Source organism: Blautia sp. HCP3S3_H10_2 (assembly GCF_052122375.1).
Classification (GTDB): domain Bacteria; phylum Bacillota; class Clostridia; order Lachnospirales; family Lachnospiraceae; genus Blautia_A.
In genome coordinates this window covers 39,072-62,177 of record NZ_JBQKCL010000010.1, presented here as the reverse complement: position 1 = coordinate 62,177, position 23,106 = coordinate 39,072, and the positions used below count along the sequence as shown (strand labels likewise).

Annotated in this window: 20 protein-coding genes; 17 read left to right on the top strand and 3 right to left on the bottom strand. The window is 39.3% G+C overall.

What is annotated here, in order from left to right:
- Nucleotides 1–452 precede the first annotated feature (452 nt).
- From ACTQWB_RS12155 to ACTQWB_RS12115, 9 genes are all read left to right on the top strand, one after another.
- Nucleotides 453–1,358 (top strand): LysR family transcriptional regulator, encoded by a 906-nt coding sequence (locus ACTQWB_RS12155; protein ID WP_441501911.1) that lies wholly within the window; start codon nt 453–455, stop codon nt 1,356–1,358.
- A gap of 96 nt (nt 1,359–1,454) precedes the next feature.
- Nucleotides 1,455–1,649, top strand: coding sequence for a hypothetical protein (locus ACTQWB_RS12150; protein ID WP_441501965.1), 195 nt, complete (start codon nt 1,455–1,457; stop codon nt 1,647–1,649).
- Nucleotides 1,650–1,766: 117 nt separating this feature from the next.
- Nucleotides 1,767–2,147 carry a hypothetical protein gene (locus ACTQWB_RS12145; RefSeq protein ID WP_441501910.1) on the top strand — a complete coding sequence of 127 codons (381 nt, stop codon included), beginning with the start codon at nt 1,767–1,769 and terminating at the stop codon, nt 2,145–2,147.
- Complete coding sequence (locus ACTQWB_RS12140; RefSeq protein WP_441501909.1) at nt 2,140–3,414, top strand: TniB family NTP-binding protein; 1,275 nt, start codon at nt 2,140–2,142, stop codon at nt 3,412–3,414. Before ACTQWB_RS12145 ends, ACTQWB_RS12140 begins: the two co-directional genes overlap by 8 nt.
- The gene (locus tag ACTQWB_RS12135) at nt 3,411–4,820 is read left to right on the top strand and encodes a TniQ family protein (RefSeq protein WP_441501908.1); all 1,410 of its coding nucleotides are present in this window, start codon (nt 3,411–3,413) and stop codon (nt 4,818–4,820) included. The genes ACTQWB_RS12140 and ACTQWB_RS12135 overlap by 4 nt, the downstream gene beginning before the upstream one ends.
- A gap of 32 nt (nt 4,821–4,852) precedes the next feature.
- A complete protein-coding gene (locus ACTQWB_RS12130; RefSeq protein ID WP_441501907.1) occupies nt 4,853–5,176 on the top strand; it encodes a hypothetical protein in 324 nt (107 codons plus the stop codon).
- A 66-nt stretch (nt 5,177–5,242) separates the two neighbouring features.
- Nucleotides 5,243–5,413, top strand: a complete 171-nt coding sequence (locus tag ACTQWB_RS12125; protein WP_441501906.1) for a hypothetical protein — start codon at nt 5,243–5,245, stop codon at nt 5,411–5,413.
- A 536-nt stretch (nt 5,414–5,949) separates the two neighbouring features.
- Nucleotides 5,950–6,873, top strand: coding sequence for a response regulator (locus tag ACTQWB_RS12120; RefSeq protein ID WP_441501905.1), 924 nt, complete (start codon nt 5,950–5,952; stop codon nt 6,871–6,873).
- Nucleotides 6,874–7,098: 225 nt separating this feature from the next.
- Entirely contained in the window at nt 7,099–7,995 is an 897-nt protein-coding gene (locus ACTQWB_RS12115; protein ID WP_441501904.1) for a helix-turn-helix domain-containing protein, read from the top strand.
- Between the two features lie 71 nt (nt 7,996–8,066).
- Here ACTQWB_RS12115 and ACTQWB_RS12110 read toward each other — a convergent pair whose 3' ends face one another.
- Entirely contained in the window at nt 8,067–8,930 is an 864-nt protein-coding gene (locus ACTQWB_RS12110; RefSeq protein ID WP_441501903.1) for a helix-turn-helix domain-containing protein, read from the bottom strand.
- 202 nt (nt 8,931–9,132) lie between these two features.
- On the opposite strand from ACTQWB_RS12110, the gene ACTQWB_RS12105 reads away from it, so the two are divergent.
- The 7 genes from ACTQWB_RS12105 (at nt 9,133) to ACTQWB_RS12075 (ending at nt 19,690) form a co-directional block, all read left to right on the top strand.
- Nucleotides 9,133–12,171: a glycoside hydrolase family 2 TIM barrel-domain containing protein gene (locus ACTQWB_RS12105; RefSeq protein WP_441501902.1), complete on the top strand. Its 3,039-nt coding sequence runs from the start codon at nt 9,133–9,135 to the stop codon at nt 12,169–12,171.
- A gap of 171 nt (nt 12,172–12,342) precedes the next feature.
- Nucleotides 12,343–13,740, top strand: coding sequence for an MFS transporter (locus tag ACTQWB_RS12100; protein WP_441501901.1), 1,398 nt, complete (start codon nt 12,343–12,345; stop codon nt 13,738–13,740).
- A gap of 127 nt (nt 13,741–13,867) precedes the next feature.
- Nucleotides 13,868–15,124, top strand: coding sequence for a galactokinase (locus tag ACTQWB_RS12095; RefSeq protein WP_441501964.1), 1,257 nt, complete (start codon nt 13,868–13,870; stop codon nt 15,122–15,124).
- 31 nt (nt 15,125–15,155) lie between these two features.
- Nucleotides 15,156–16,148 carry a UDP-glucose 4-epimerase GalE gene (galE, locus tag ACTQWB_RS12090; protein WP_441501900.1) on the top strand — a complete coding sequence of 331 codons (993 nt, stop codon included), beginning with the start codon at nt 15,156–15,158 and terminating at the stop codon, nt 16,146–16,148.
- Nucleotides 16,149–16,168: 20 nt separating this feature from the next.
- The gene (gene galT, locus ACTQWB_RS12085; protein WP_441501899.1) at nt 16,169–17,659 is read left to right on the top strand and encodes a UDP-glucose--hexose-1-phosphate uridylyltransferase; all 1,491 of its coding nucleotides are present in this window, start codon (nt 16,169–16,171) and stop codon (nt 17,657–17,659) included.
- 262 nt (nt 17,660–17,921) lie between these two features.
- Nucleotides 17,922–18,722 carry an AraC family transcriptional regulator gene (locus ACTQWB_RS12080; protein WP_441501898.1) on the top strand — a complete coding sequence of 267 codons (801 nt, stop codon included), beginning with the start codon at nt 17,922–17,924 and terminating at the stop codon, nt 18,720–18,722.
- Nucleotides 18,723–18,877: 155 nt separating this feature from the next.
- Nucleotides 18,878–19,690, top strand: a complete 813-nt coding sequence (locus ACTQWB_RS12075) for an HAD-IIA family hydrolase (RefSeq protein WP_441501897.1) — start codon at nt 18,878–18,880, stop codon at nt 19,688–19,690.
- A gap of 47 nt (nt 19,691–19,737) precedes the next feature.
- On the opposite strand, the gene ACTQWB_RS12070 is transcribed toward ACTQWB_RS12075, so the two are convergent.
- Nucleotides 19,738–21,090, bottom strand: a complete 1,353-nt coding sequence (locus ACTQWB_RS12070) for a relaxase/mobilization nuclease domain-containing protein (RefSeq protein WP_441501896.1) — start codon at nt 21,088–21,090, stop codon at nt 19,738–19,740.
- Nucleotides 21,057–21,380, bottom strand: a complete 324-nt coding sequence (locus ACTQWB_RS12065; RefSeq protein ID WP_177296849.1) for a MobC family plasmid mobilization relaxosome protein — start codon at nt 21,378–21,380, stop codon at nt 21,057–21,059. The genes ACTQWB_RS12070 and ACTQWB_RS12065 overlap by 34 nt, the downstream gene beginning before the upstream one ends.
- A 336-nt stretch (nt 21,381–21,716) precedes the next feature.
- Between ACTQWB_RS12065 and ACTQWB_RS12060 the strand changes: the two genes are divergently transcribed.
- A complete protein-coding gene (locus ACTQWB_RS12060; RefSeq protein WP_441501895.1) occupies nt 21,717–22,994 on the top strand; it encodes an SIR2 family protein in 1,278 nt (425 codons plus the stop codon).
- Nucleotides 22,995–23,106: the final 112 nt, after the last annotated feature.

The window sequence follows — 23,106 nt, the reverse complement described above, 5'->3', positions numbered from 1 at the left end:
TTTCCCGTGGCACGAACTGTCACGCTGCGACTAATTTATTAGGAGCCAACCTGCACATATGGGAATATGTGTCAATCGAGGGTATGGGGGTGCTGGATGTCCTGTGGACATCCGTTTAGCACGGATCAAGGCGGAGCGCAGACCGAAATCCCAATCAAGATTGCCGAGTGACAAAAATGAACGAAAGTGAGTTTTGAGTTACTCAGGCGAATCTTGCTCTGAAAATGTTGTCCTATAATATAAGCCGTTTATTAAATTAAGAATAAAAAGTATGACATTATTGTTTATAAAAGAAAATAATATATTTGAGTATTTTTTGAAAATAAAACTTCTCAATTAGGAACACAATCTAAGTCACTTTAAGTTGAATTTTAACTAAACATTGCTCAATAGGCATAAATGTATTATAATATGCGTAATAAAGCATGACTAAAGGAGGGAGGAGTTCACATATGGAAATCAGAGTTCTCCGTTATTTTTTGACGGTAGCCAGAGAAGAAAGTATTACAAAAGCTTCAGAGGTTTTGCATATCACACAGCCAACACTTTCCCGCCAGCTTGCGCAGATGGAGGAAGAAATCGGTGTAAAACTCTTTGACAGAGGAACCCGTAAAATTAAATTAACCAATGAGGGGATTCTGCTTCGGCGTCGTGCAGAAGAAATTTTACAGCTTGTTGATAAGACGGAAAAAGAATTGGTGGAACAGGAGGAACAGGTGGAAGGCAAGATTTCCATTGGGTGTGGAGAAATAGCTTCTGTTCAGTTACTTCCGGAGTTGTTCAGAAATTTTCATCAGAAATATCCCCGTGTTACTTTTGACATTTTTACAGCAAATGCAGATTTGGTGAAAGAACAGATGGATAAAGGACTTCTGGATCTGGGGCTGCTTTTGGAGCCGATTGATATTGAAAAATATGAATACATACGTATGAATATGAAGGAAAGATGGGTAGTCCTGATGCCGCCGAATGATACACTTGCAGAAAAAGACTTTATTACCGCAAGTGATTTAGCAGAATTGCCTGTAATTCTTCCGAGGCGAATACAGGTACAGAGTGAGCTGGCAAGTTGGTTTGGGGATTATTACAAAAATTTGAATGTCCTGATTACCAATAATTTCAGTACCAATGCCACTGTCATGGTAAATCAGGGGCTGGCATACTCGTTAGTTATCGAAGGATCGATTCCTTTTTTAGATGCCTCAAAAGTAATCAGTCGACCACTGTATCCGGAGCTTCAGGCAACAAGTGTACTGGCATGGAAGAGAGGCCAGCCATTCAGTCTTGCGTCTACAAAATTTATTGAAGTTATAAAATGCTTTTTAGGCATGAGTCAGACATATAATCCAGATATTTGATATACTTTAACCGTATGAATATAATGTAAGTGTAGGAAAGAAGCAAAATGCTTCCTAACTACACTTACTTTTTTTTGAGAGGAGTATCGTTGTTTGATGAGACCGGATTTTTATACTCTGTCTAAAGCAGGATTTAGCAAGGAAGAACTCAAAAGAATTTCAGAGTGTGAAGATAGAGAGTGGCAAATACAAATGCTGAGAAAGTATCGATTTAAATTGCTGGATGAGATACATGAGAAGCAGCAATCCCTTGATGAAATTGATTATATGATTAGCAAAATGAAAGAATGAGGTGACCTATGCTTTATATGAGCTGGGAAAGGTCAGTTCCGGGAGTGAATATATGGAAGCGATTACCGGAAAAATGACAATTTCTGCGACAGAAGAATAGGAGGTAAAGTCGATGGAATGCGTTATCATGCTGACGGATATACAGAGAAATATTTGAATGGAGGAAATGCAATGGTGGCATATAATCCGGATGATGTCAGTCAGATATGGGCGTTGGAAAATGGGGAATATCGGGTTTTCGACCTGATAGAAAGCCGTTTCCGTGGGAAAAGCCTTGAGGATGTGGAGAATCTGAAAGCAGACTGCCGGGAGATGATAAAAAATGCTGCAGGGGAGAATTTGCAGGCAAAGATAGACCTGGCAGAGCATATCCGGGGCATTGCGGGAAATGTATTACACTCCGGGGACACGAAGGTGAAAGATATCCGGAGGACGAGGAAAAAGGAACAGAGAAAAGTACATGTGGATTTCCTAAAAGGCGGTGCAGTCAATGAATGATTTAAGGAATATTATGCCGGAGATGAAAAGCGGAACGGCACTGATAGAGGCGATGCAGGAATATCCTGCATATGACCGGGATATCCGGGAGAAAAGCAGTACAGAACGTCTGATGGCATTGTCAGATATTTATGATGTCTATGTCCCCTCCCGGATGTCGGTAGAAATCTATCATAAATTATATCTCGGCCTTCTGCGTTCCTTGCAGAAGAAGGGGACTTTGCAGGCCGTTTGCCAGCAGAATGAAAACGCGAAAGGGGTTAGAAGTGAAAAATATTGCGGAATTATTGGCGGTTCGGATTCTTTTACTATCATTGGGGCATCTGGGATTGGAAAAAGTTCTGCCGTGTTCCGGTCTATTGCTCTAATAAGACAGAAAGAGATATTGGAAATGGAAGAACCTTATTGCAGGATTGTTCCCTGTGTGGTCGTCCAGTGCCCATTTGATTCTTCTGTAAAGGGATTGCTTCTGGAAATCCTCCGGAAAGTAGATGAAATTCTGGACAGTAAATACTACATGAACGCAGTCCGGGCACGTGCGACAACAGATATGCTGATTGGGAGTGTCAGCCAGGTGGCATTGAACCATATCGGCCTGCTAGTGGTGGACGAGATTCAAAATGTGGTAAACAGCAGGAATGGAAAAGCACTTGTGGGGATGCTGACACAGTTGATAAATAATTCCGGAATCAGCATTTGTATGGTGGGAACACCGGAAAGTATCCCGTTTTTTGAACAGGCCATGCAACTTGCAAGGCGGTCACTGGGAGTGCAGTACGGAAAGATGGAATTTGGAGCGGAGTTCTGCGGTATCTGCCGTTTGCTGTTTGAGTATCAGTATACAAGACAGAGGATGGAACTGACGGATGCAGTTATTGAGTGGCTGTATGAACATTCCGGCGGTAATATCTCCATATTGATAGCCCTTGTCCATGATGCACAGGAAATTTCTATCCTGTCAGGAAAAGATGTGTTGGATATGGGAGCGTTCCATGAGGCTTATGAAAAACGTCTGGCAATGCTGCATGATTATATGGAACCGTCTATCAGAAGGAACAAGCAATGCTCGGGACGGGGAAAGAGAAAATCCTTGCCAGATAATACAGGAAAAGCATGCTTATCGGAGGACCGAACGGAAACAGTCTGTGAAAAGAAGGGCAGTGATGGAATGAGCCTCGCTGAACTGGCTTCGGAGGCAAAAGACAGTCACAGTGATATTGTGCAATTGGTTCAGAGATATTTTACGGTGGAGGAGGTGCCGGTATGATTTCTTTTTTCCCGAAAGCATACCCAGGAGAATTGATATACAGTCAATTGGCCCGGTATTATGTAAAATCCGGGTATCTATCCCTGGCATATGCGATTGAAGATTTGTATGTACATAAATATACAACACCGGATATCGAGTTTATAAATGAAATGAAGCCGGAAGCGGTGTCTTTGCTTACGAGGCAGAAGGATATGGAAACATTGATTCAGCAACATACGATGTTTGGTTCTTATGGGAGATTTCTGCCAAAGGAGAAGAAGATTAAGGCGTTTGAGGCGCTGGCCAGGATGCAGGGGAATTTTAATAATCTGCTGTCTATGCCGAAGAATCAGAGAGGTGTCGGAAGGTTCCTGCGATATTGCCCTGTATGCGCTCACGAAGACAGGAGGCAATATGGGGAAACATACTGGCATAGAATCCACCAGATTCGCGGGATGGACGTCTGCCCGGAGCATCACTGCAGACTGGTGGAAACCAGAGTGTCCATGGATAGAAAGGCATCACCAAGTCTGACAGATGCGGAATCTCTGGTTGATAAGACTGCAGATATTATCCCATGTGAAGATGAAAGGGAGATTGCATTGTCAAAATATATGCTGAAAGTATTCCGGGAAAAGATGGATTTTCAGGGGACTATATCGGCAGGTGAGTTCCTTCGTTCCAAATTGGAAAAATATCACCGGTCAGATTCCGGTGCAAGTCTGGATTTGGAAGAATTGTATCATGATTATCAGGCATTCTACAAAGAACAACACCTGATGACATTGGTGCAGATACAAAAGATTTTGTATGGCAAGAGATGGGATTTCCATGACATCTGCCAGATGGCAATGTTTGAGGGGATATCTCCGTTGGAATTGTCAAAAATACCAGAGAGTGCAGTTGAGAATGTGAGAAAACCGATTTTTACACAGGTGTCTAAGGAACTCCAGGTGGACTATGAGACTGTCAGGAAGGTTGGGGAGGCAGTATTGAATAAGTACGAAAGCAGCCGGGTGAGAAGGAAGACAGGAGTAAGGGAACTGGCATGGGAAAAGATGGATACGGAACTGCTCCCGGCGGTGAGAAAAACAATAGCGGAACTGTGGGGAGACGGAATCAAGAGGCCGGTACGGATAACGATTTCCTCTGTGACAAAGGCGATGAACCTGCCGGATAAACGTTTTGAGAAACTCCCCCGGTGCAGGGAGGAAATCCAGCGTCATGGAGAAACACAAAAGGAATACTGGGCGCGGGAAGTTGTGTGGGCGTTTCAAAAGTTGGTCAGGGAAGGTCAGCCTGTGAACTGGAGAGGGATTAGAAGACTGACAAATATGAGAAACGTGGATTTTCAGGGGTGTAAGCCTTTTCTGAATCAGTATACAGATAGTGAAACGGCAGACAGAATTCGGGGACTGTTGTAAGCAGGAGCGCAGGGGTTACGGAGGTGCAGGATATGAAGAGAAACCAAATAATAAGAATAAGGGATTTTATCAATCATGACTTGATTCCATGTATGAACATGATGCTTCCGGTTCTGTATCTGACAATCATGTTGTCGGATAAGAACCATCGTGATATTGTGGGGATTTTCTTTACTATGGTTGGAACCGTGTTTCTGTATCATGTGTCATGTCTTTTAGGGGAAATCCTTAAGTGTATAGTCTCTCTTGTGGCAAGGGCGATTCTGATTGTATTGGAAATCATAGAGCGGATTCATATAGGGACAGGACGGAACAAAAATACGGAATATCAAAAAGGGAATCAGTATAAGGAGTAGGGGTGTCAAGATGGCAAGAACTGGAATCAGAATAAATGCCATGGCGGTCAGGCAGAATCGGATGATTTGAGAAGAGCAAGAAAGATATTTGGTATGTATGGGGTGGTGTATAAAGAAGTGCTTCGGGCAAGAAGAAAGGAACTGATGAAACAATATCATCCGGATTCAGGAGGGGATTTGGAGAAAACAAAGGAGATAAACGAGGCTTTTGATATCCTCTGGAAGATAGCAGTATGAGTATCTTACAATCCTACAAAACGGGTCTGTAAGGTGAAAGGGAGAAATAAGGAGGATTTATTGTTGAAAATAAACAATTATCAATGCTTATTGTTATAAAATATAGATAGAATATATAGATATAATAGAGTACTTACAACTTACAGAAAATAAAGTGTATTTTTCATATAATCATGACGATATATCTATGCATCCCGTTGGGATAATTTTTTTCTTAATATATGTAAAATTACAAAGTGTAATTTCTGTAAGTTGTAAGTTTGGGAATCAGGATTCCATGAAGAGAGGAACAGATTAGGGCGTATGGCGGCGAGAATCATTGTTTGCCTCTTCCAGTGTTTTTTGGAACCGTTCCAGTAACTGTCCGGTTCTGCCAGCCATATAGAGCGTATGTCCGAGTGAATAATCAACCTTATGAATTGCGGATTTGAATTTCTGCGGCTGAAAATGCCCAGTCTTGTTTTTTATATGCTGTTCTGCCTGCTTTTCATAAATTAGAATCCGGCACAACTACGCTTGAGCATACACCTTTCGACTTGATTACCGTACTGCAGGAAGTAAATGGTGTTGCCAGAATGAATGCGGACTTAAGAGGACTGAAAATTTCTGTGGATCATAGTAAAATCAAGCATCGCAAATTACTTGGAAGCCCACTTCATCTAAAACAGATTCTGCAGAACATTGATGGAAACGCAATCAAGTATAATCGGGTAGGTGGTTCTATCTCTTTTTCAACAGAGGAAGTTGCATGTGAAGATGGAAAGGCAACCTATAAGTTTAGATGTTCAGATACAGGACGTGGTATGAGTAAAAGTTTTCTTTCTCATGTGTTTGAACCGTTTGCACAAGAAGATTCCAGTGCAAGGACCAGTTATATGGGAACAGGACTTGGAATGCCAATTGCCAAACATCTCACAGAAATGATGGGTGGAAACATTGCGGTGGAAAGCGAATTGAATGTTGGTACAACCTTCACAGTTACAATTTCATTTGAACTTGATTCAGACTATAAAGAAGAATACACGCTGGAAGAGGAAAATTTATCGAAAAATCTTTCAGGATTGACAGCACTTTTGGTAGAAGATAATGAGTTGAATATGGAGATTGCTAAGTTTATTCTGGAAAATGCCGGAATCAATGTCATCACTGCAAAAGATGGAAAAGAAGCAGTCGATGTTTTTGCAAAATCAGATGAGCATTACTTTGATGTGATTCTCATGGATATTATGATGCCGGTGATGGATGGACTGACTGCTACAAAAACAATCAGATCACTGGAACGGCAAGAAGCAAAAACAATTCCTATTTTTGCAATGACTGCAAATGCGTTTCTGGATGATAAAAAACAAAGCAAAGAAGCCGGAATGAATGAACACTTATCGAAGCCGTTGGATGAAAAGAAACTGATGAATACGATTTGGAAATATACAATCGGGAAAAATTCCAACAGCAAAGAATAGTGTGTGATTGTTGGTAGAGGTATATTCGTTTTTGGGTAAATAACAATTCTAAGCGGTTGATCTTTATGGTTGACCGCTTTTTCCGTCTTCAAAAAATCAGAAGATTCTATTCCTGCAATTTCTGGTAATTCAATGAAATTCTGTTGAATACAGCATGATTCTACCATTAAGGGGTGTACTTTTGGGGGCAAAATAGATACTATAATCCCAAAAGGGGGAATGGCTATGGATCTTGTGAAAATTGGAAGCTATATTGCAGAAAAACGAAAAAGCCTTGGTATGACTCAAAAACAGCTCGCTGAGAAACTGGGGAAGAGTGACAAGTCAGTTTCTAAGTGGGAACGTGGAATTTGTTTGCCAGATGTATCAGTATATTTAGAACTATGTGAAATATTAGGCATTAGTCTTAATGAATTTTTGGCTGGTGAAGATATCGAGATACCAGATGTTGAAAAAAAATCTGAAGATACCTTAATACAGATAACTAAAGATAGTAATTATAAGCAGTGTTATTTAAAGAGGATTATTGCGGCACTTCTTATTGCAGTGGGAGCATTTGTTATTGCTTTTGGAATTATAGTATGTAAAAAATTGCAGCAACCACAAAATTATATAGAAGCAGTAGATCCAGATAGCGTAGAAATGAAAACCGCAGAATTGTTGTCTGGAATTGATGGAACTATGATGTTTCGATACAATTCAAAAGATACATTTAAAGCATTATACGTTTACTTGTCAGAATATCATTCTGGAAAACGAGTTTCTCATAAACGAGTTTTGGAACTTTCCTATGAAGACGTGAAATCTGCAAAAAATGGATTGATTGTCATAACTCCGGATTTTGATAATTTTACTGCAAAGCTTATTGCGGCAGATGAATATTCAAAATATATGACAGAAACGTCAATCTTGGAAAGTGTTGCAAACAGAGAATATTATGGAAGATCTGCAACATCGATAGAGAACAAAAGCACAATAGAGTACGGAACAGAGCAAGGATTGGCAGCACTGATCTATGGCGAACAAGGAGTGAGTTCGTTGCCGATACAGGACATTACAGGAGAATACATAGATACAGATAATGAATACATGTATTATTATTCGGCTGAGTTTGTAAAATAAGAATAGCAAAAGTGAGAAGAGGATATCACAAATCATTTTTTGATGATTCGGTGGTATCCTCTTTGTGGATTTCAGAATTTGTTTCTTAGCTTTCGGTATTCTCTCGGTGAATATCCTTTCAGCTTGTGGAAAAGTCGACTGAAATACAGCTGATTATCATATCCGACGATTTTGGATATTTCATTGATGGAATAGGTTGTTGTTTCAAGTAACATCTGAGCATTGTTAATCCGGATTCCTACGATAAACTGCATTGGTGTAGAACCAGTGAACTTTTTGAAATTCCGGATAAACCAGCTGACACTCATCCCTCGTGAGGCTGCGTAATCATCTATGTTGATGTTCTGGTTATAATTTTCGCTGAAATAGGTAACTGCAGTATTCATTTCCTGATCCAGGTATTCGTCTTTCAGGATATGTTCTCGTGTCAGTTCTCGGTGGAAAGTGATTAGTAGATGACGAAGCAGAAGAACAAGCATTTCCTCATAATCATCCTGACAGCGTTGGAGTTCGATGATAATACGCTTGAAAACCCGTTCATATTCCATAGATGTGCCGACTTGGAAAACCCGTTCTTTATCCGGGAATCCATACTGACGCAAGATATTTTTAACATTGCTGCCTGTAAAATGAATCCAGTATACTTCTGTCTTATCTTCCCCATAATATTCATATTTCTGAAGTTCTTTCGGCCTGTACAGTACAATATTACCGGCGGGAACAATCGTTTCGCTATCTACATTGTCAAAATGAAAATGCCCACAACCAGCGGTGATATAGATGATCTGATAATCCAGGCGTCCCCTTGGACGGTAGGTTGGTAATTTTGGATGGCTGGAAAGGCGATAAGTGCCACAGCTTCCTACAATCAGTGGGCGACTTTTGTCTTTGAAATCCATATGGGAGTGGTTCAGATAACCAGTATTCATATACATAGGGCAGCACCTCTTTTCCTACTTTTTACCATTGTATCATTTAGTGCATATTTTGTCTAATCCAATTCATAGACATATTTTGCGGATTAGGATAAGCTATGTATAGCAAAACAAAGAAACGTAAACAAAAAAGTAAAGAACAAGACTTGCTGTGGGAGAACAACGTATAAAAAAATGTATATGTATTGAAGGAGAGTTATTTATGATTGTACCGCGTTATTATGAGGATTTAAGCGTACTGCATGAAAACACAATGCCAGCCAGAGCCTATTATATTCCGGCATCCAAAAGGATGGATAATCTGGTGGAGCACAGGGAAGAATCTGATCGTATGCAGTTACTGAATGGAAATTGGAAGTTTCAGTATTTTAACAGTATCTATGATGTTCAGGAATCTTTCTTTGAGAAGGATTATAATACAGAAAACTTTGATGAGATTCGGGTTCCGAGTGTATGGCAGATGGCGGAATATGACACACACCAGTATACAAACATCCGGTATCCGTTCCCATTTGATCCGCCGTATGTACCACAGGATATTCCATGTGGAGCATATGCACATACCTTTGTTTATCACAAAGATGAAAATGCACCAAAAACTTTCTTGAATTTTGAAGGAGTAGACAGTTGCTTTTATGTATGGCTCAATGGTTCTTATGTAGGATACAGCCAGGTTTCCCATATGACCAGTGAGTTTGATATTACCGATCTTCTTCAGGATGGAGAGAATAGCATAGCAGTACTGGTAATGAAGTGGTGTGATGGCTCTTACTTAGAAGATCAGGACAAATTCCGTATGAGTGGAATTTTCCGGGATGTGTACATTTTGAAACGTCCAGAGCAGGCAATCAGCGATTATCATATAAAAACAAAGATTGAGGATATGCTTGCAAAGGTAGAACTTAATGTGAAATTCTACTCTCCGGCAAATGTAAAAATTACGATTGAAGATAAAAATGGAGCAGTTGTCGCAGTAGGAAGCATTGCCGAAGAAGGAACAGCGGTGTTAGAGATTGCAAGTCCGGAGCTTTGGAACACAGAAAATCCATACCTGTATAAACTGATCCTTGAAACAGAAAATGAAGTAATTGTAGATCATATCGCACTCAGAAAGATAGAAATCAAAGATCAGGTTATTTACTTAAATGGACAGAAGATTAAATTCCGTGGTGTCAATCGACATGATTCCGATCCGGTTACTGGATTTACAATTAGTGTGGAACAGATTACAACAGATCTTACACTAATGAAGCAGCATAACTTTAACGCAATCCGTTCCAGTCATTATCCGAACGCACCATTCTTCTATGAAATGTGTGATAAATACGGATTTATGGTGATTGACGAAGCTGACATTGAGGCACATGGACCGTTTATGCTTTATAGAGAGGAAGACACAGATTACAATCGGTTCAAGAGATGGAATGAAAAGATTGCCGATGATCCTGCATGGGAAGCAGCCATCGTTGATCGTGTAAAACTCATGGTGGAACGTGACAAAAACCGTTTTTGCATTGTTATGTGGTCAATGGGAAATGAGAGTGCTTATGGATGCAATTTTGAAAAAGCACTGGCATGGACAAAGAAATTCGATCCAGATCGCATTACACAGTATGAAAGTGCAAGATACCGTAATTATGATGAGACATATGATTACGGCAATCTGGATGTGTACAGCCGTATGTACCCGGCACTTTCCGAGATTCAGGAATATCTGGACAAGGACGGAAGTAAGCCATTCCTTTTGGTAGAGTATTGCCACAGCATGGGAAATGGACCTGGGGATTTTGAAGATTACTTCCAGATGATTCAGGATAACGATAAAATGTGTGGTGGCTTTGTTTGGGAATGGTGTGATCATGCGATTGCTCATGGAACTGCTGAGAATGGAAAGACAATCTATGCTTACGGAGGAGATCATGGCGAAGATATCCATGATGGCAATTTCTGCATGGATGGATTAGTATATCCGGACAGAACTGTACACACAGGACTTTTGGAATATAAGAATGTTTATCGCCCGGCAAGGGTTGTTTCCTATAATAAAGAAAGCGGAGAATTGGTGCTTCATAACTATATGGATTTTGATGATCTGAAGGATTATGTAAAAATCAGCTATGAACTGACACAGGAGGGACTCGTGATCAGTAAAGGAAAACTTGCAGAAGTTTCTGTGGCACCACATAGTGAGGGAAAAACAAGCCTGAATATCAAGGTTCCGGAGAATGGAAAATGTTATTTGAAACTCATTTACCAGCTGAAAAAAGAAATACCATTGTTGGAGAAAGACCACATTCTGGGATTTGATGAAATCGAGGTAAGTCAGAAAGCCGTAAAATGCCAGCTGGCAGAAAAATGGATAGAAAAAACAGCAACGAACTCTGAATTACAGGTGAATGAAAATGATACACAGATTCACATCAAAGGTCGTGAATTTGTTTATACCATAGATCGACGTACTGCACTCTTTACGGAGATGAAATTTGCAGGACGGGAATATCTGAACCATCCGATGGAGTTAAACATTTGGAGAGCTCCAACAGATAACGATATGTACATCAAGTCTGAATGGAAGAAAGCTCACTATGATAAGGCTTACACAAGAGCCTATACGACAGAGGTTGTGCAGGGAAAACATGGTGTGAAGATTACAAGCCATGCTTCCGTTGTGGCAGAGACGGTACAGAAGATTCTTGATGTGACGATTACATGGAAAATAGATGCTGCAGGAAAGATTGATGCAGATATTGAGGCAAAAAAAGATGGAGAGTTCCCGGATCTTCCGAGATTTGGTGTGAGAATGTTCCTGGATAAGAAACTTGCAGATGTCAGATACTTTGGAATGGGACCGCAGGAGAGCTATCGTGACAAGCATCAGGCAGCGAGTCACGGTCTGTACCGGGCAAATGTAGGGGATTTGCATGAGGACTATATCCGTCCACAGGAAAATGGAAGCCATTATGATTGTGAATATGTAGAGCTTAACAACAGCCGATATGGAATTGTGGCATCCGCAGAAAAGGCATTTTCATTCAATGCTTCTTATTATACACAGGAAGAACTTGAGAAGAAAACGCATAATTATGAATTGACAGAATCAGACAGCGTAGTATTTTGTGTTGACTATGCATTAAATGGTATAGGTTCTAACAGTTGTGGTCCGGTTGTCTTGGATCAGTATCGATTTAATGATGTATTATTCCGGTTCCAGTTTACTCTGGTTCCGTATGTAAAGGGATAATAAAGTTTTAAGTAACCCGTTAACAAGGAAGGAGAGTCTGAGAGTTTTGTAAAGTCCGGATATACAGAACAATCAGACAAAAACAAAGCGAAAAAATTTAGAATTAGGCATCATACTGTTAGGCATCTTGAGATTCTAAGTGCGATGAATATGAGGAGCAAAAAGAATTCTATGGAAGAAAAAAAGTATTTAAAATGGTATAACAAAATAGGATATGGTTCAGGTGATATCGCAGGTAATGTAGTTTATGCGTTCCTGACATCTTTTATGATGGTCTATCTGACAGACTCAGTAGGACTTGCTGCTGGTGTCGTAGGTACCCTGATTGCCGTATCAAAATTATTTGATGGTTTTACAGATATATTCTTTGGATCAATGATCGACAAAACACACAGCAAAATGGGAAAAGCAAAGCCTTGGATGTTGTATGGCTATATTGGATGTGCCATTACATTAGTCTGCTGTTTTGCAGTACCAGTCAGCTGGGGAACAACCGCTAAATATGCATGGTTCTTTATCTCTTATACACTGTTAAATGGTGTGTTTTATACCGCAAACAATATTGCATACTCAGCACTTACATCACTCATTACTAAGAATAGTAAAGAACGTGTGCAGATGGGATCTTACCGTTTCATCTTTGCATTTTCAACAAGCCTTCTGATTCAGGCAATTACAGTTGGATTTGTAGATAAGTGTGGTGGAGATGCAGCTGCATGGAGAACTGTAGCAATTATTTATGCAATCATTGGTCTTATTGTAAATACGATTTCTGCTCTTTCTGTTAAGGAGCTTCCGGAAGAGGAACTTAACGAAGGAGAAGTAAAAAATGAAGATGAGAAGTACGGAATGGTACAGGCATTTAAGCTTCTTATCAAAAATAAATATTATATGATGATCTGTGGAACTTACATTTTACAGCAGTTATACAGTGCTATGATCGGAGCAGGTATTTATTATATGACATGGGTACTGAAGAATAAGAATCTGTTCGGACAGTTTGCGTGGGCAGTTAATATTCCACTGATCATTGCCTTGATCTTTACACCAACCTTAGTTGGCAAGTGGAAAGGCATGTATAAGCTGAATTTAAGAGGTTATATCTTAGCAGTCATCGGTAGAGCACTTGTTGTTGTTGCCGGATATATGGGTAGCGTTCCGCTTATGATGGCATTTACAGCTCTTGCAGCATTAGGACAGGGACCATGGCAGGGAGATATGAATGCAGTTATCGCATCCTGCTCTGAATACACTTATCTTACACAGGGAAAGAGAATCGACGGAACCATGTACTCTTGTACATCTCTTGGTGTAAAGATCGGTGGAGGTATTGGAACAGCTGTTGTTGGATGGATGCTCGAGTTCAGCGGCTATGTAGGAACAAATGCAACTCAGCCACAATCAGCACTTGATATGATGCAGTTTATGTATCTGTGGCTTCCATTAATCTTTGATGTATTGATTATGTTTGTACTTTCAAGAATGAATGTAGAAGGTGCAAATAAGAAACTGAAAGCAGAAAAAGGGATTACTGCAGATGAAGTAACAGATGCATCAGACATGGAGTAAGATTTGAAGGAAAAAGCATTGTCTGATTGAATCTTCAATTAGGCAATGCTTTTTACATATTATGAAACAATGAAACAGGCAAAAGAGCGGGGGGGACAGTATTTTGAATATAGAAGAAGCAATTGGAATGCTTAACGGGAAGAGCATTGATGAAAAATTGACAGATATCTATGTTGATAAGAGTAAGATACCGTATGAGAAGGAACGGTATGAGAAAGCAATCAACAAATATCGGACATACTTTAATGGTGATGAGATTGAATTGTTCAGTGCACCTGGAAGAAGTGAGATAGGAGGAAATCATACGGATCATCAGCATGGGGAAGTGCTGGCAGCGTCTATTAACAAGGATGCAATCGCAGTCGCAAGTAAACTTGATGAGCCGCTTGTAAAAGTGATGTCAGATGGTTATAGGGAACGGATTACAATTTCCCTGAATGATCTGGAGAAAAAAGTGGAAGAAGAGGGTACCACGAACGCTTTGATCCGTGGTGTACTTGCTAAGATGAGAATGAATGGCCATAGCATAGGAGGATTCCAGGCATATGTGACCAGCGATGTGCTGATAGGTGCGGGACTGTCTTCTTCAGCTGCTTTTGAAACACTGATAGGAACGATACTTTCTTATATGTATAATGATGGCAAGGTTGATCCGATTGAAATTGCTAAGATTGGACAATATGCGGAAAATGAATACTTTGGTAAACCATGCGGTTTAATGGATCAGATGGCTTGTTCGGTTGGAAGCCTCGTCCATATTGATTTTGAAGATCCAGAAAATCCAATCGTGGAACAGGTGAAGTTTGACCTGAACGCTTATGGATGTAGTCTGTGTATTACAGATACAAAAGGTTCGCATGCAGATCTGACACCGGATTATGCAGCGATACCAAAGGAAATGAAGCTGGTAGCGGAATGCTTTGGGAAAAAAGCTCTTCGTGAGGTATCCAAAAGGGAGATCATGAACAATATCACATTGATACGTGAACAGGCAGGTGATCGTGCCGCACTTAGGGCGATCCACTTTGTGTGTGAAAATGAACGTGTGCAAAAAGAAGTGAACGCATTAAAACAGGATAATTTTCCAGAATTTCTTGCCACGGTAAAGGAATCAGGCAATTCTTCTTTTAAATATTTACAGAATGTATATACATGCCATGATGTGCAGCATCAGAACGTGTCTATTGCGTTGGCACTGAGTGATGTTGTGTTCGGAGAAAAAGGTGTTTGCAGAGTTCATGGTGGAGGATTTGCAGGAACCATACAGGCATTTGTTCCGAATTATTTGGTTCCAAACTATCGAAAAGAGATGGATAAGGTCTTTGGGGAAGGCTCCTGTGAAGTATTAAAGATCCGTAAGTATGGTGGCATAAAGGTATTATAATCACGAAAATAAAGAAAAGGAGAAATGATCTATGAGTAGCATTTTAGTATTAGGCGGGGCTGGTTATATTGGCTCTCATACCGTGTATGAGCTGATTGCGGCAGGAGAAAATGTAGTAGTTGTTGACAATCTCGAAACAGGCTTTCGTAAGGCTGTTCACCCGGATGCAAAATTTTATCAGGGAGATATCCGGGACAGGGCATTTATAGATTCTGTATTTGAAAAAGAGGATATAGATGGAGTCATTCACTTTGCAGCCAATTCACAGGTTGGAGAGAGCATGGTAAATCCACTCAAATATTACAATAACAATCTGTGTGGAACAGAAGTATTGCTGGAAAGCATGGTGGCACATGGCATTAACAAGATTGTATTTTCATCAACAGCAGCCACATATGGAGAACCAGAACGTATTCCAATTCTTGAAACAGACCGTACAGTTCCAACAAATTGTTATGGAGAAACGAAACTTTCTATGGAAAAGATGTTTAAATGGACAGCCAATGCCCATGATTTACGTTTTGTATCCTTACGTTATTTTAATGCTTGTGGAGCACATCCAAATGGAAAAATCGGAGAAGCCCATAATCCGGAAACGCATCTGATTCCACTGATCTTACAGGTACCGAATGGAAAAAGAGAGTATATTTCCATCTTTGGAAATGACTATGAGACAAAAGATGGCACATGCGTAAGAGATTACATCCATGTGAACGACCTTGCACAGGCTCATATCCTTGCCATGGAATATTTAAGAAAAGGGAATGAAAGTAATATTTTCAATCTTGGTAATGGTGTCGGATTTACGGTAAAAGAAGTGGTAGAGACAGCCAGAAAAGTAACTGGACATCCGATTCCGGCAAAGGAAGAACCTAGACGAGCAGGAGATCCGTCAACTCTGATCGCATCCAGTGAGAAAGCAAAAGAAATTCTTGGATGGAAACCTCAATTTGATGATCTGGAGACGATTATCACAACAGCATGGAACTGGCACAAAAATCATCCAAATGGTTATGAAGCATAGTAGGAGGAGAGAAAGATAAAATGATTGATCAGCTGATTTCAGAACTGGTGGCTTATGGACTGCAAAACGGACTGATAGATGATGCGGATAAAGTGTATGTGACAAATGGTTTATTGGAACTGTTTCAAAAACAGGATTATCAGGAGACGAAAGCATCTGTAGAGCCGAGAGATTTACACTTTATTTTAGAGGATATGCTTGCATTTGCACTGTCAGAGGGAATCTTAGAGGATGATACAGTGACGATGAAGGATCTTTTCGATACAAAAATCATGGGGATTCTGACACCGGCTCCGTCTGTGGTAAGAAAAGCTTTTGAAGAAAAATATCAGGTATCTCCAAAGACTGCAACCGACTTTTATTATCATTTCAGTCAGGCAACAAACTATATCCGCACAGATCGGATTGTAAAGGATGAAAAGTGGACAACAGATACAGAATTTGGTCAGATGGATATCACGATTAACTTGTCAAAACCGGAAAAAGATCCACGGGATATTGCAAAAGCAGGAGCAGCGAAGAAATCTGGATATCCGGCATGTCTGCTCTGCAGGGAAAATGAAGGGTATGCAGGTCATTTCTCTCATCCGGCAAGACAGAACCATAGGATCATACCAATCACTCTGTGTGGAGAGCAGTATTATTTACAGTATTCGCCATATGTATATTACAATGAACATTGCATTATTTTTAATGAGAAGCATATTCCGATGGCGATTAACCGTATGACTTTTGATAAGCTACTTGATTTTGTTAAGCAGTTTCCACATTATACGGCAGGTTCCAATGCAGACTTGCCAATCGTAGGAGGCTCTATTTTAAGCCATGATCATTTCCAGGGCGGCGGGTATGTCTTTGCTATGGCAAAAGCACCTTACGAACTGGAATTTGAATTAGAGGGATATCCAGATGTACATGCAGGAATTGTAAAGTGGCCGATGTCAGTGATCCGTCTGCAGGGGAGAACAACGGAGAGCATTGTAGAGGCTGCAGATCATATCCTTACAAAATGGCGTAGCTATTCAGATTCGGAAGTTTCTATTTTTAGTGAGACAGATGGGATTCCGCATAATACGATTACGCCGATTGCAAGGATGTATGGAGATCTGTATGAACTGGATCTGGTTTTGCGTAATAATATCACAACAGAGGATTGCCCGCTTGGACTTTTCCATCCACACGCAGAATATCACCATATCAAGAAAGAAAACATTGGATTGATTGAAGTTATGGGACTGGCTGTATTACCAGCCAGATTGAAAAAAGAGATGGCAGAACTGGAGCTGGCAATTCTGAATCATGAAGACTTAAGACAGAATGAAACGATGGCGGCCCATGCTGACTGGGCAGAGGAATGGATGCCAAAATACGAGATTACAGACAGCAACATTCATTCTATCGTACAGAAAGAAATTGGAATTGTATTTACGAAAGTCCTGGAGGATGCAGGAGTTTATAAGAGAACAGAAGAAGGGAAAGCTGCATTCAAAAGATTTATTGAAAGTTTATAAAAAAGGACCACTTCATTTTTGTGAAATGGTCTTAAGAAAAAATATTCAGTTTTCACAAAATAGTCCTTTTAGTATTTATACATGGTATGGATGCTCAAAATATTCAGCGTAGAATACTAAAAGGTCGTTCAGATATTTTTTAAGATTGCTCATTTGCGATTCCTCCTTTCCTTGTTTACAAGTTGATTATAGGATAGATGAAAAAGGATTGCTTGCCAAATCGAAAGAAGATATAGACAAATGTTGCAAAGGGGAGTATTTCATGCAGTTAAAATATGTTGACACAAAAGAGGAGATTATAGCGGTAAATAAAAAGTCAAAACATATTGAACCACATCTTCATAATGCACTGGAGATTGTTTGTGTAACAAATGGAACATTAGAGCTTGGTGTCGGACAGGAACTTTACCATATGGAAAAAGGAGATATAGGCTTTGTATTTCCGGATGTTATTCATCACTATCAGGTACTGACACCCGGTGTAAATAAAGCGACTTATCTGATCGCATCGCCATTTACGATTGGTAAATTTGCGGATATCATGCAGTCCATGGCTCCTGAATACCCAGTCATCAAAGCGGAAAAGATTGAGCCAGAGGTATATAGGGTTATCAATGCGATTTTAGAGACAGAGCAGTCGGATATTACTGTTGCACAGGCTTATCTTCAAATTGTGTTGGCACGCTGCATAGGAAAACTGAATCTGGTAGAAAAGAGTCAAGTGGGGAGCAATGACCTTATTTACCAGACGGTTTCCTATATATCAGCAAATTTCAAAAAGAAGGTTTCGCTGGAAGAAATGGCAAAAGATCTTGGCGTGAGCAAATATGTCTTATCCAGACTTTTCTCCAAAACCTTTCATAGAAATTTCAATCAGTATCTGAATGATGCAAGGCTGAACTATGCATGTCATCGTTTGGAAAATACGAGTGATTCTATTACAAATATTTGCCTGGATAGTGGATTTGAAAGCCAGAGAACATTTAACAGGGTATTTAAGGAAAGATACAAAATATCGCCGAGTGACTACCGGAACACATATGTGAAAGATATGCTGTCATAAATGTTCTGCAGATAGGAAAATTTACTTCAATTTCACGCTGTTCTGTATTTGATTTTATGTGTGTATGATACGATATTAAAATGGTCGTGGAAAATAGATTTTTCAGAAGGAAAAGAACAAGGCGTACTCTAAAGAAAAAGAAAGGCAGGGCATATATGAATATGGGAAATTCCATAATTGATTTTAACGAGAAAAAAGGTTTCATCTGTGATATGGATGGTGTGATTTATCATGGCAATCAGATATTGCCAGGTGTTCCAGAATTTATTCAGTGGTTACATGATGAAAAGAAGGAATACTTATTTTTGACAAACAATAGCGGGTATACACCACGGGAATTAAATCAGAAATTGGCAAGGATGGGACTTGATGTGCCAGAAGAACATTTTTATACCAGTGCATTGGCAACAGCTGCATTTTTAAAAGAACAGGCGGCAGGCTGTTCGGCATTTGTGATAGGAGAAGCCGGTCTGTTAAATGCACTTTATGATGTAGGTATCACAATGAATGATGTGAATCCGGATTATGTTGTTGTGGGAGAGGGACGATCCTATTCTTTAGATACATTAACGAAAGCAACGAATTTGGTTCTGAAAGGTGCAAAACTGATCGGAGCAAACTCAGATGTTTCTGGACCGATTGAGAACGGCATTGCACCAGCTTGTCGGGCGTTAGTTGCACCAATCGAAATGGCAACAGGTACACAGGCGTATTTCTGCGGAAAACCTAATCCACTGATGATGCGAACCGGTTTAAACATGCTCGGATGTCACTCAGCAGAAGCAGTAATGGTTGGGGATCGCATGGATACAGATGTGATTTCAGGTATGGAAAGTGGTATGTCTACCGTACTGGTTCTCTCAGGATGTTCAACGAAGGATACACTTAAAACTTATGCGTATCGTCCAACTATGGTTTTGAACGGTGTGGGGGATATTGCTGCGATGGCGAATTCAAAGGAGAAATAAGTACAAGATAACTGGAAATGTTGTAGGTAAGATGTCACATATCTTACCTACAACGTATGAGTATGTTCGTGAGAAGCTAAGTGTGAAAAATCAAGTAATGAAGTAAAAATCTGTTGAATTATATTCAGTGTTTTTTGCTTCTTCTGCAATTCCTGTTTTTCTTTAATAGTGGCGGCATGTTCAGTTTCCAGATTTTTGATTTTCTTCTGAATTTTCTCAGAGCTTGGGATTTTGGTAACACCGAGATCCTGAAGCTCTTTTTTTAATGAATCATGGAGCTGGTATTCTGCCTGGTGTCTGCTTCGATAGGCTTTCTGGTTTGGTGCTGATTTTCCAGCTTCGATAACTTTACGACAGAGTCGGTAAGAATCGCAATGCTTTTGGATGACTTTCTGTGTGTTTATTTCATTTCCGATTTCTTCAATTCGATGTTCAGTTGCTTTAATTGAATTTTCAACATCAGAAATATGCTGTTGGAAGTCTTCATAGTTCAGCAGATTATTTTCAGAGAGGTAATTAAATGTCTTGGCAGCTTCTTTCAGATTATTCAGTTTTGCCCAACGTTCAAATCCTTCTCGATTGCCTGTGGTGACATAGGTGGAAATATTGATATACAGGCGAGCTTCTCTGGAAAGATGCTTCGGAGCTTTTGCCTTATAGCGATTTTTCTCTAATCGGAGCCGGACATTTTCTTCTGTGTAGTAACTCCCCAGTGATTTCATATAAGTGAAATTTTTCTGCTCTGGTGCCCGGAAAGATAAATTCTTTCCCTGCCGGATTTCATATCCAGCCAACTGCATTTTCTGTAAAAATTCATCATAGTTGATAGAAGACCAGATCGCCTTATCAATCGAAACACGCAGTTTGGCTTTCCAGCTGGTTCCACGATGATATTCCATATTTTCCTTATAGCTTTTTCCTTTTTCACCGGTTGGCATACTGGTGGCAAGCCCGTTTTCCTGACAGATGCGGTTGCTGATCCGGCAGATTTTATGATAGCTGCGTTTGTTGGAAACATACTTATGATTGGTGACGAAGCTGGCAGCATTGAAGATGATATGGTTGTGGATGTGGTCTTTATCAACATGAGTACTGATTACATATTCATATTTCCCTTTTAGCACTTCATCCGCAAATTGCCGTCCCAGACGATGTGCGGTTTCTGCGTCGATTTCTCCAGGCTTAAATGACTGAATTAAGTGAAATGCAAGATTATCGCCTTTATCCATTCCATTTTTTTGGGAATTTTCTCTTGTGAGAGCAAATTCCAGATCTGCAGTTTCCGGTGAGCAACCAAAACTGGAAACCAGTATTTTTTCATCTGTCTTATCTGGATTTGTGATATAGTCCAGAGCTTTTTTGTCGGTTACTTTAATGGGGAAGATCTTAATATACGCCATATTTCTTTTACCATCTCTTTCAGTTCTTTCATTTCTTCCGGATACAGGTCTCCGGTGGTATTTACTTTCTTTGCAATCTGATTGATATTAACGCCAATCTTGTGCATTTCCTCATATTGTTTTTTTAGAGGGGTGGTATCAGTGTTGACGATGTATCCGTCGATTGCCATCTTACGCAGATAAGCTCCCATGTTTTTTGTCTTAGATTGGATCATTTTCCTACGAATCAGTTTCTTTTCTTCCGGGGTTACACAAAATAAGATTTGGATATTTCTTTTTCTATTTGACATGTACAGTTTCTCCTTTCTCTGAGCTTTGCATATATCAGATTTTATGGTTTTCAATTTAGGGCAGGGTTCCCTAAATTGCTGGTTTTGCGGAAGTGTATATACACTTCCTGTCCTTGCTGTTCTACCCTCTAATAGATAAATTCAGGGAGAGAAGAAAATTGCAAAAGAATTTGAGAGATATTGGGAATATTGCAATTATGAGTTTGTGATTACTGTTTCAGATTTCGTTTAGGTTTTAGGTGGCTTTTTGAGTGGTAAGAAGAGTGCAGATATGTTAAAATAATGAAAAAGATTTTTACACTATACTGTTAATTTAAATATGAATGGAGAATTGATATGGAAATACTGTCGCAAGTAGATGGAATAAATATATTGGCTAGGTTTATCTCTGAGAGGAATATAATTCCAGTCTTTGGAGCGGGTTTTACAATGAAAAGTAGTGCATATAAAGGTTCTGTTCCTGATGGAAGCGTTGCTACTAGTATGATGAAAAAAATGTTAGTGGATCACTGTACTAAAATGAATGAAGATGATGTAAAAGATATGGATTTTAATGAAACATCAGAATTATTTATTGATTTGGTACCTAAAGATATAAGAACAGATTTTTTTAAAAATTATTTTACAGAAGTACAATTGGGAACGCAGCAAAAAGAATTATTACAGTTTAATTGGCCATATGCTTATACATTAAATATAGATGATGGGATTGAAAATACTTCATTTTTTAAGCCTGTTTTACCATATAAAAATCTTAATGCGCCAAACACATCTATTAAATTATTGTATAAGTTACATGGTGATGCATTTTCTGAAGTAACTTATCAAACAGAAGAAAATATTGTGTTTAGTCATAAACAGTATATGAAATCGATTAACGCCAGAGAAAATCAAGATTTTCTACATAATTTAAAAGCGGATTTTTCCACCAGTAATATGGTGTTCATCGGATGTAGCTTGGCAAATGAACCAGATTTAAAGTATGTTTATTCTATGTCTGATCATTCAACACATACATTGAAAGTATTATTGAGAAGTGAGCCACCTACGTTTCATGAAGAAATCAGATTAACTGCCGATTATGGAATCAATACAATTATATTAGTAGAAGATTATTCATATTTTTATCAAGAGCTGATTAAAGAAGTACGTAGAGTAGTTGCAGAAGATAATTTGGTAAATTATAAGTTTAAAAATCCACAAGTAGTAGCCAAAGATTCAAAAGAGGATACTATTAATTTATTATCGGGCAATCCTATTTTTGATGAACTCAACAATCGATTTTACAAAGGTGGTATGCACGTTTTACGAAACTGTGTTGAGGAAATAGAAAATCGACTGAAAGATAATAATTGTGTAATTGTGAAAGGAAGAAGGTTTAGTGGAAAAACTTTTGTAATGTTGAGTTTGTGCGAAAGACAAAAGAAAAATTCTATTTATTTTTTTCCATCGACAACTTATGTTGATGAACAATTGGTATATTTGCTCTTAAATAATGAGCATGATGCCTGGTTTGTCTTTGATAGCAATTCTATTTCAAATGGATGCTATAAACTATTAGCTAATAGTTATGATCTATTGCAGAAAAAGTTTAATAGATTGAGGAAAGGGTAAGAGCCAGTGGGCTGTACAAGAAGGATTTTATAGCAAGAAGCTGTATCTATTCCAATATTGTTGTGGTGGGGAAAAGACAACGGATACAGTATCTTATTGAAGAATTAAGAGA

Excerpts from the sequence above, each read along its gene's own strand:
- ACTQWB_RS12105 (WP_441501902.1), top strand. The coding sequence starts at position 9,133 with ATGATTGTACCGCGTTATTATGAGGATTTAAGCGTACTGCATGAAAAC.
- ACTQWB_RS12110 (WP_441501903.1), bottom strand. The coding sequence starts at position 8,930 with ATGTATATGAATACTGGTTATCTGAACCACTCCCATATGGATTTCAAA.
- ACTQWB_RS12150 (WP_441501965.1), top strand. The coding sequence starts at position 1,455 with ATGAGACCGGATTTTTATACTCTGTCTAAAGCAGGATTTAGCAAGGAA.
- ACTQWB_RS12115 (WP_441501904.1), top strand. The coding sequence starts at position 7,099 with ATGGATCTTGTGAAAATTGGAAGCTATATTGCAGAAAAACGAAAAAGC.
- ACTQWB_RS12095 (WP_441501964.1), top strand. The coding sequence starts at position 13,868 with ATGCTTAACGGGAAGAGCATTGATGAAAAATTGACAGATATCTATGTT.
- galE (WP_441501900.1), top strand. The coding sequence starts at position 15,156 with ATGAGTAGCATTTTAGTATTAGGCGGGGCTGGTTATATTGGCTCTCAT.
- ACTQWB_RS12075 (WP_441501897.1), top strand. The coding sequence starts at position 18,878 with ATGAATATGGGAAATTCCATAATTGATTTTAACGAGAAAAAAGGTTTC.
- ACTQWB_RS12135 (WP_441501908.1), top strand. The coding sequence starts at position 3,411 with ATGATTTCTTTTTTCCCGAAAGCATACCCAGGAGAATTGATATACAGT.
- galT (WP_441501899.1), top strand. The coding sequence starts at position 16,169 with ATGATTGATCAGCTGATTTCAGAACTGGTGGCTTATGGACTGCAAAAC.
- ACTQWB_RS12060 (WP_441501895.1), top strand. The coding sequence starts at position 21,717 with ATGGAAATACTGTCGCAAGTAGATGGAATAAATATATTGGCTAGGTTT.
- ACTQWB_RS12145 (WP_441501910.1), top strand. The coding sequence starts at position 1,767 with ATGCGTTATCATGCTGACGGATATACAGAGAAATATTTGAATGGAGGA.
- ACTQWB_RS12065 (WP_177296849.1), bottom strand. The coding sequence starts at position 21,380 with ATGTCAAATAGAAAAAGAAATATCCAAATCTTATTTTGTGTAACCCCG.
- ACTQWB_RS12100 (WP_441501901.1), top strand. The coding sequence starts at position 12,343 with ATGGAAGAAAAAAAGTATTTAAAATGGTATAACAAAATAGGATATGGT.
- ACTQWB_RS12070 (WP_441501896.1), bottom strand. The coding sequence starts at position 21,090 with ATGGCGTATATTAAGATCTTCCCCATTAAAGTAACCGACAAAAAAGCT.
- ACTQWB_RS12130 (WP_441501907.1), top strand. The coding sequence starts at position 4,853 with ATGAAGAGAAACCAAATAATAAGAATAAGGGATTTTATCAATCATGAC.
- ACTQWB_RS12155 (WP_441501911.1), top strand. The coding sequence starts at position 453 with ATGGAAATCAGAGTTCTCCGTTATTTTTTGACGGTAGCCAGAGAAGAA.
- ACTQWB_RS12140 (WP_441501909.1), top strand. The coding sequence starts at position 2,140 with ATGAATGATTTAAGGAATATTATGCCGGAGATGAAAAGCGGAACGGCA.
- ACTQWB_RS12080 (WP_441501898.1), top strand. The coding sequence starts at position 17,922 with ATGCAGTTAAAATATGTTGACACAAAAGAGGAGATTATAGCGGTAAAT.